Origin of the sequence: Sandarakinorhabdus oryzae (assembly GCF_009733735.1) — a bacterium.
GTDB lineage: Bacteria > Pseudomonadota > Alphaproteobacteria > Sphingomonadales > Sphingomonadaceae > Sandarakinorhabdus > Sandarakinorhabdus oryzae.
In genome coordinates this window covers 1-6968 of sequence record NZ_WNJP01000144.1, presented here as the reverse complement: position 1 = coordinate 6968, position 6968 = coordinate 1, and the positions used below count along the sequence as shown (strand labels likewise).

The window sequence follows — 6968 nt, the reverse complement described above, 5'->3', positions numbered from 1 at the left end:
GCGTCGTGCGGATCGGCGGCGATCATCCGCGCCAGGATGGCGAGATGCGTGGCCGGCGCCAGCGGCCGCGCCAGCAGCGCCTCGCCCAGCCGGCGCGCGGCTTCGGCCATTTCGCGGCGGATGGCGCCGATCCAGGCATCGAACAGCGGCTGCGCCGGCAGGTCACTGCCTTCGAGGAAGCGTTCGCTGGCGGCTTCGAACAGCGTTTCCAGCCGTTCCGATTTCTGCCAGCTCAGATCCTCGGCGACGGCGGCGCGCACCTGGGCCACGTCGATCAGCAGATCATCGGTGACCATGGCCACGTCGTCCCGGCCGGCCTGCAGCCGATCGGGCCGGTCAAGCAGCGGGCGCAGCTTGGTCAGGCTCCAGCGCAGGGCGGCGCGCGGATCGTCGGGAATATCCCACAGGATTTCGCACAGCCGTTCGCGCCGGTGCGCGCGCGGTTCCAGCGCCAGATACGCCAGCAGCGCGCGCGTCTTGCGCGAAGATGGCAGCGGCCGCGCCACGCCATCGGCAAGCAAATTCATCGGACCAAGACAGTTCAGGACCAGCATTGCGCTGCAATATTCCCCCCGGAGCCGCAGTCAACAGCACAGCGATATCAACGTTTCAACCCCGATTCCAACGCCAATTCCAACGCTGGAGCCAACGATCACACCAACGCTGCCTCCCCATATCGCCGCTCAGCCGACGCCGGGGACAACCCGGGCCTGCCGGATCACCCCCTCGACGGAGACAGACAATGACGATCAACCTCACCAACCGCCCGCTGCTGGGCACCGCCCTGCTGGGCGCCATCGCCTTCATGCTGGCGGCCACCCCCGGCGAATGCGCCGAGAAATTCTCGGGCGGCTATGTCGGCGGCGATTTCGGTTATGAAAGCAGCGGCCGCACCACCAAGGACGGCTGGACCTTCGGCGGCTTCGCCGGTTTCAACCTGAAGGCGGCTGACCGCTTCGTGGTTGGCGGCGAAGTGCGCATCGGCGATTCCACCATCAAGGAACAGCTGCGCAGCGAAACCGCCACCAACGTGACCCTGTTCGACAACCGGGTTGGCCGCAGCATCGGCGTGTTCGCCCGCGCCGGCTATCTGGTCACCGAAGGCACGCTGCTGTTCGTGCGCGGCGGCTGGGAAGACACGCGCTTCAAGTCGGTGCGCACGGTGACCCCGAAGCCGCCGGCCACGCCGACCGCCACGGTCACCGATTTCAGCGGCAACGACGACAGCTTCCTGATCGGCGCCGGCGTTGAACAATATGTGACCGATGCGATCAGCGTGCGCGTCAACTACGACTGGGCCGAGAATTTCGACCGGCACCAGATCCGCGTGGGCGTCGCGTTCAACTTCTAAGCCGGCGATTTCCGAGGCAGGCCGTTCCCAAAAGCCGGTTTGCCAACGAAGGGCGGGCGGTTGCCGAGGGGGTGGCCGCCCGTATCCCCCAAGGAGCCTTAGGTTCCCCCGAAACACCCCCTCCAGCCGGGGTCGGTCCCTCACCGGGGCCGGCCCCGGTCTTGTGTTCAGCCGGCCAGCGCGTCCCAGGCGGCAACGATAGCGGCGGCGTCGCGGCTGATGTCGGCCAATGACTTGCCGGGTGCGAACAGGCTGCTGCCCAGGCCAAAGCCAGTGGCGCCAGCGGCGCGATACGGGGCCATGCTGGCAGCATTGATGCCGCCCACCAAGAACAGCGGCAGGCCCGGCGGCAGCACGGCGCGCACCGCCTTGACGCCGGCGGGCGGCACGAGTTCGGCCGGAAAGAGCTTCAATCCCTGCGCACCGGCGGCGATGGCAGCAAACATCTCGGTCGGCGTCAGCACGCCGGGCAGCGCGATCATGCCGCTGGCCACGGCCGCCGCGATGACCGCGGGGTTGCAATTGGGCGCCACCACCAGCCGCGCGCCCAACCCGGCCAGGGTGCGCACCTGGCCCACATCCAGCACCGTGCCGGCCCCGACCAGGGCGCGGTCCCCCACCGCGGCGAGGATGGCGGCGATGCTGGTGAAGGGATCGGGCGAGTTCAGCGGCACCTCGATCAGCGTGATGCCGGCGGCCACCAGCGTTTGCGCCACATCGGCCGCCTGCGCCGGTTCCAGCCCACGCAGGATTGCCACCAACGGCCGGTGCCCATGCAGAAAATCGCTCATCGGCGATCAACTTGCACGGGCGCGGGTGCGGTGCAATCCTGCCCGCCATGCTGAACCTTCCCACAACGCCGGCCTTCATCATCCCGTCGCAATGCGTGCTGGCGGAAGGACCGGTGTGGGATGATCGCGCCGGCTGCCTGTGGTTCACCGATATCCAGCAGGCGCAATTGCTCTGCTGGCATCATGGCGACGCCCGGCTGGAGCGCATCGCCCTGCCCGACCGGCTTGGCTCGCTGGCGTTGACCGATGATCCGGACCGGCTGCTGCTGGCATTGGCCGACGGCTTTGCGCTGTTCAGCCTGTCGAGCGGGCGGATCGAATGGCTGCACCGGCTCGATCTGGCAGCGCACGGCATGCGATTGAACGATGGCCGGGTGGACCGCCAGGGCCGCTTCTGGACCGGCGCCATGGTGGAGGATGAAGCCCGTGCGCCGGCCGCGCTGGGCGCGCTCTACCGGCTCGATCCGCCCGGCAACACGCCGCCCCTGGCGCTGCGCGATGGCATCCGGATCAGCAACTCGCTCTGCTTCTCGCCCGATGGCGCCCACGCCTATTTCGCCGACTCCACCACCGGCCGCATCCTGCGCTACAACGCCGATGGCCCGCTGGGCGAGCCGACGCTGTTTGCCCGCACCGATCGCGGCAGTGCGCCGGATGGATCGGATGTGGATGCAGCTGGCCGGCTGTGGAATGCGGAATGGGGCGGCAGCCGGGTGACCGCCTATAATGCCGATGGCACGGTGTCAGGGCGATTGGTCCTGCCGGTCAGCCAAGTCACCTGCGTGGCGTTTGGCGGGCCGGGGCTCGACCTGCTGTTCGTCAGCAGCGCCAGCGAGGGCCTGTCCCCCGGCGCGGAGCCGCATGCCGGTGATGTGCTGGTATATGAAGGGCCGTTCCAGGGCCTGCCCGCCGGGCGCTTCCGGCTCGGCTGAAACGAGAAAGGGTCAGCATTGCTGCTGACCCTTGGTATCCGCTGGTCGGGGCGAGAGGATTCGAACCTCCGGCCCCTGCCTCCCGAAGACAGTGCTCTACCAGGCTGAGCTACGCCCCGACCCTTCGCGGAAGCGCGGCTATAGCGGCCAGCCATGGTTCGCGCAACCACCCTGTCATGCATTTTTCACTACATTCGTCCAACGGACAATGGCACTCTCGAGGGCTGACCGTGTCGGCCGGTGGAATGGGCCAGGGACCGGCTTTGAAAGGGGGCATGAGATGATCGAACGCAAGATCAGGGCCGGCATGATGCTGGATTTCCCCCTGCCAACTTACAACAGCTATGCGAACGACGTCGATATCCTGCAGCCCGTCCCGACGCTCTATTGCCATGTCTGGCGCGAAGGCGGCTTCAGCACCAGTCGCGGAGTCACTGCTGGCCAGTTGTACCGTCAGGGCCACCGGAATTTTGTCTGGCTGCCCTATCGGCCAGGCTTTGTCACGTTCAACGCCCTTGAGCGTGGAGACGTGCTGTCCGGCCCGTTCAGCGGCTGCCGAATGCTGTTGCTGGAGGTGAATGGCGTGCGCCAAGTCTATCACGTCGGAACGGTGGGCAAGGCCGACACCCCGGAAACGTTGCGAACCAAACGGGCAGCGCATGCGCTGATTGGCAATGCCGATGTAACCTATATCTGCGGCTTCTCGCCGTTCGAGAATTTCAAGCCACCGCCAGACGGCCTGCCAGGGGAATCGGTCATCCCGCGCATCCTGGGCCTGATCACCCACAACGGCGACATGTTCAGCATCCTGATGCGCAAGCAGTCCGGCGATGGCAACATGTTCCGGGTTGTCGATGTGCAGGCCGGCCAGCCCATCAGCCGGGCGGATGCGCTGGCCTTCTTCAACGTCTGATCAGCCAGCGATATCCAGCATCCGGGCCACGTCCACCAGCTTCTCGCGCGGAGCGCCAGCGCGGGCGGCGGCGACTTCGGCGGCTTCGATCTTGCGCCAGCTGGAAAAATCGGTCGCCTTGACACCGCGGCTGGCAAGCAGCGCGTCGAGGCCCTGCCCGCCGGCCTTGCCCGACGCAGTGATGCCGTCAGCCAGCATCGCCTCGATCACGCTGAAGCCATCGGGGCGGTTGGTGCCGATGGTGCCCGACGGGCCGCGCCGCGCCCAGCCGCTGGCATAGAGCGCCGGGCCGATGCGCCCCGCATCATCGGTGGGGAAACGGCCAAGCCTTTCGGCATAGGCGGTGCCGGGAATGGCGGCGGTGCGATAGCCGATGCAGGCGATCACCAGCCCGCACGGGATGGCGTGCAGCTCGCCGGTGCCGACGGCCTGGCCATTTTCCAGCCGCGTCGTCTCGACGATCAGCCGCTCGGCCTTGCCATGGCCTTCCACCGCAACCGGGCGGCGGAAGAATTCGAAATTGATCGTCACCGGCTTGTCGCCGCGTTCGGTGCCGGCGAACGAGCGCAGGTGATTGACCATCTTGCGGTGGCCGGGATCGAGCGCGGCATCCTCGGCCTCCGGCGGCAGATCGCCGGGCTTCACGATCGGCTGGGCGCGCACCAGGTGGCCCAGTTCGCCGGCTTCCTTGGTGGTGAAGCTGGCCTGGTGGGGGCCCCTTCTGCCGATGATATGCACGTCACGCACCGCGCTGGCCGCCAGCGTCTTCAGGGCATGATCAGCGATGTCGGTGGTCGACAGCTCGTCCACTGTCTTGGCCAGCACGCGGGCGCAATCGATGGCGACATTGCCGTTGCCGATGATCGCGGCGCCATGGTGGGACAGATCGACGGCCAGCCCGGCATGATCGGGATGGCCATTGTACCAGCCGACAAACGCCGCCGAGCCGACGACGCCGGGCAGATCATCGCCCGGAATGCCGATCGGCTTGTCCAGCGGCGCGCCGACCGAGAGCACGACGGCGTCATAGAGGCCAAGCAGTTCCTCCACCGAGACATCGCGGCCCAGCTCGACATTGCCGACCAGCCGCGTGCCCGGCGCCAGGTTGGTCGCCTCGTAGCGTTTGGTCACCGCCTTGATCGACTGGTGATCAGGCGCGACGCCGGCGCGGATCAGGCCATAGGGCGTCGGCAGGCGATCGATGAGGTCGATGCGCACATCAGCGCCCCACTGCTTCTGCGCGGCTTCGGCCGTGTAGTAACCGGCCGGGCCGGCGCCGACGATGGCAATATTGATAGTCACGTCGCGTCTCCGAAAACTCGTGCCGTCCCGCTATGGCGCGCGCGCGCGCCGGTCAAGCCGGCGTGCATTTCTGTCGCTTCCATGCAATTGCCCGCCGCCGAATATGGTAACCTTGGTTAGCGATGGGAGACACGTGACAGCTGCCGGGCTCGCTGCATCCGCTTTTGGGAAAGAGGACGCAGATCATGGCACAAGCATTGTACATGGCCAGCTGGATCAAGGCTGGCGGCACGGCGTGGGCAGCCAATCACGGGCTGACCGGCGCCCAATATCAGGCGCGATTCAACGAGTTGACCGGGCAAGGCTTCCGCCCGGTGTGCATCAGCGGTTACACCAACGGCAACAGCGAACGCTTTGCCTGCATCTTCGACAAGAGCGCCTCGACCGGCTGGGTGGCGCGCCACGGCATCACGGCGGCGCAATATCAGGCCGGCGTTGATGAATGGGCGCACGCCGGCATGCGGCCGCTCAGCCTGTCGGCCTGGCGCACCGGCAGCGGCTCGCGCTTTGCCTGCATCTATGAAAAGGGCGGCAGCGGCGCCTGGGCGGCCCGCCACGGGCTCGACAGCGCCGCCTATCAGCAGGCCTTTGATCAGTTCGTCGGCCAGGGCTATCGCCTGCGCGGCGTGCAGCCTTATGTAGAAAGCAGTACGGTCAAATATATCGCCTGGTGGGAAAAGAGCGCCGGGCCGCCATGGGTGGCCCGCCACAACATGACCGAGGCGCAGTTCCGCGCCACCCACAACAGCCTCGCCATGCAGGGCTATGACCTGGTGTCGGGCGGCAGCGCCATGCTCAATTTCATCTTCCTCAAGCAGGACGTCTATGCCGGCCTGTGGGAAAAGCGCAGCGCCGCCAGCATCGGCCACCACGGCATGACCGGCGGCGCCTACCAGGCCAATTTCGATGCCGCGGTCGCCGGCGGCTTCCGGCCGCTGTTCGTCTCCGGCGCGCTCGGTGCCCTGCCGGTGGACGTCAACCTGCGCTTTCGCATCCAGCGCCAGCAGCAGAGCAACTGGTGCTGGTCGGCCGTCTCCACCAGCATCCGGCATTATTATCAGCCGGCTTCCACCCTCACCCAGGTCGATCTGGTCAACCAGCGGCGCGGGCGCAATGATTGCGGCCAGCCCGGCCCGGGCGCCGACACCGATCGCTGCAACAAGGCCGACAACACGTCCGATGTGCTCAACAGCCTGGGCCACCTCGCCCAGATGCAGAACAACAGCGTGTCGTTCGGCAATCTGCGCAGCGAACTCGCCGCCGGCCGGCCGATCTTCATCCGCATCGAATGGGATGGCGGTGGCCGCCACGCCGTGGTCGCCGCCGGGGTGGAGGATGGCAACATGGTGATCATGTGCGATCCCGGATCATCCAGCGCCGCAGACGCCACCCAGGGCACCACAACCGTGGTCGCCTATGATACGCTGCTCTCCGACTACAGCGGCAGCGGCAACTGGATCGGCACCGGCTACACCAAGGCCTGACTCTAGAGCCTGAATCCCCAAGGGAGACACGATATGCCCATCAGCTTCGCCAAGCCGCCGGCCGCCATGGCCGGCAATCTCGCCGCCGCGCTGCCGCACCTGGCCGCCAGTACCAACCTCGAAGCCCGCGCCCCGGCGCTCACCCGCGCCGCCACACGCCTGGCCACTGGCAACGCGCTGCGCATCGCCGCCACC

At 67.1% G+C, this 6968-nt stretch carries 7 protein-coding genes and 1 tRNA gene; 4 read left to right on the top strand and 4 right to left on the bottom strand.

From position 1 onward, the window contains the following. Positions 1 to 527, bottom strand: a 527-nt coding sequence (locus tag GJ693_RS12440) for an AfsR/SARP family transcriptional regulator (RefSeq protein WP_197042167.1), incomplete at its 3' end; no start/stop codon positions are given. A gap of 215 nt (positions 528 to 742) precedes the next feature. On the opposite strand from GJ693_RS12440, the gene GJ693_RS12435 reads away from it, so the two are divergent. Next, positions 743 to 1351 (top strand): outer membrane protein, encoded by a 609-nt coding sequence (locus GJ693_RS12435; protein WP_197042166.1) that lies wholly within the window; start codon positions 743 to 745, stop codon positions 1349 to 1351. 167 nt (positions 1352 to 1518) lie between these two features. Here GJ693_RS12435 and GJ693_RS12430 read toward each other — a convergent pair whose 3' ends face one another. Further along, a complete protein-coding gene (locus GJ693_RS12430; RefSeq protein WP_156256612.1) occupies positions 1519 to 2142 on the bottom strand; it encodes a 2-dehydro-3-deoxy-6-phosphogalactonate aldolase in 624 nt (207 codons plus the stop codon). Between the two features lie 47 nt (positions 2143 to 2189). On the opposite strand from GJ693_RS12430, the gene GJ693_RS12425 reads away from it, so the two are divergent. After that, positions 2190 to 3074, top strand: a complete 885-nt coding sequence (locus GJ693_RS12425) for an SMP-30/gluconolactonase/LRE family protein (RefSeq protein ID WP_156256611.1) — start codon at positions 2190 to 2192, stop codon at positions 3072 to 3074. Positions 3075 to 3116: 42 nt separating this feature from the next. Here GJ693_RS12425 and GJ693_RS12420 read toward each other — a convergent pair. After that, a tRNA-Pro gene (locus tag GJ693_RS12420) sits at positions 3117 to 3193 on the bottom strand. A 161-nt stretch (positions 3194 to 3354) separates the two neighbouring features. Here GJ693_RS12420 and GJ693_RS12415 point away from each other — a divergent pair. Next, on the top strand, positions 3355 to 3987 hold the full coding sequence (locus tag GJ693_RS12415; RefSeq protein WP_156256610.1) for a hypothetical protein: 633 nt from the start codon (positions 3355 to 3357) through the stop codon (positions 3985 to 3987). Here GJ693_RS12415 and GJ693_RS12410 read toward each other — a convergent pair whose 3' ends face one another. Continuing rightward, positions 3988 to 5289 (bottom strand): FAD-dependent oxidoreductase, encoded by a 1302-nt coding sequence (locus GJ693_RS12410; protein WP_156256609.1) that lies wholly within the window; start codon positions 5287 to 5289, stop codon positions 3988 to 3990. Positions 5290 to 5474: 185 nt separating this feature from the next. Between GJ693_RS12410 and GJ693_RS12405 the strand changes: the two genes are divergently transcribed. After that, positions 5475 to 6773, top strand: a complete 1299-nt coding sequence (locus tag GJ693_RS12405; RefSeq protein ID WP_156256608.1) for a papain-like cysteine protease family protein — start codon at positions 5475 to 5477, stop codon at positions 6771 to 6773. Positions 6774 to 6968 lie beyond the last annotated feature (195 nt).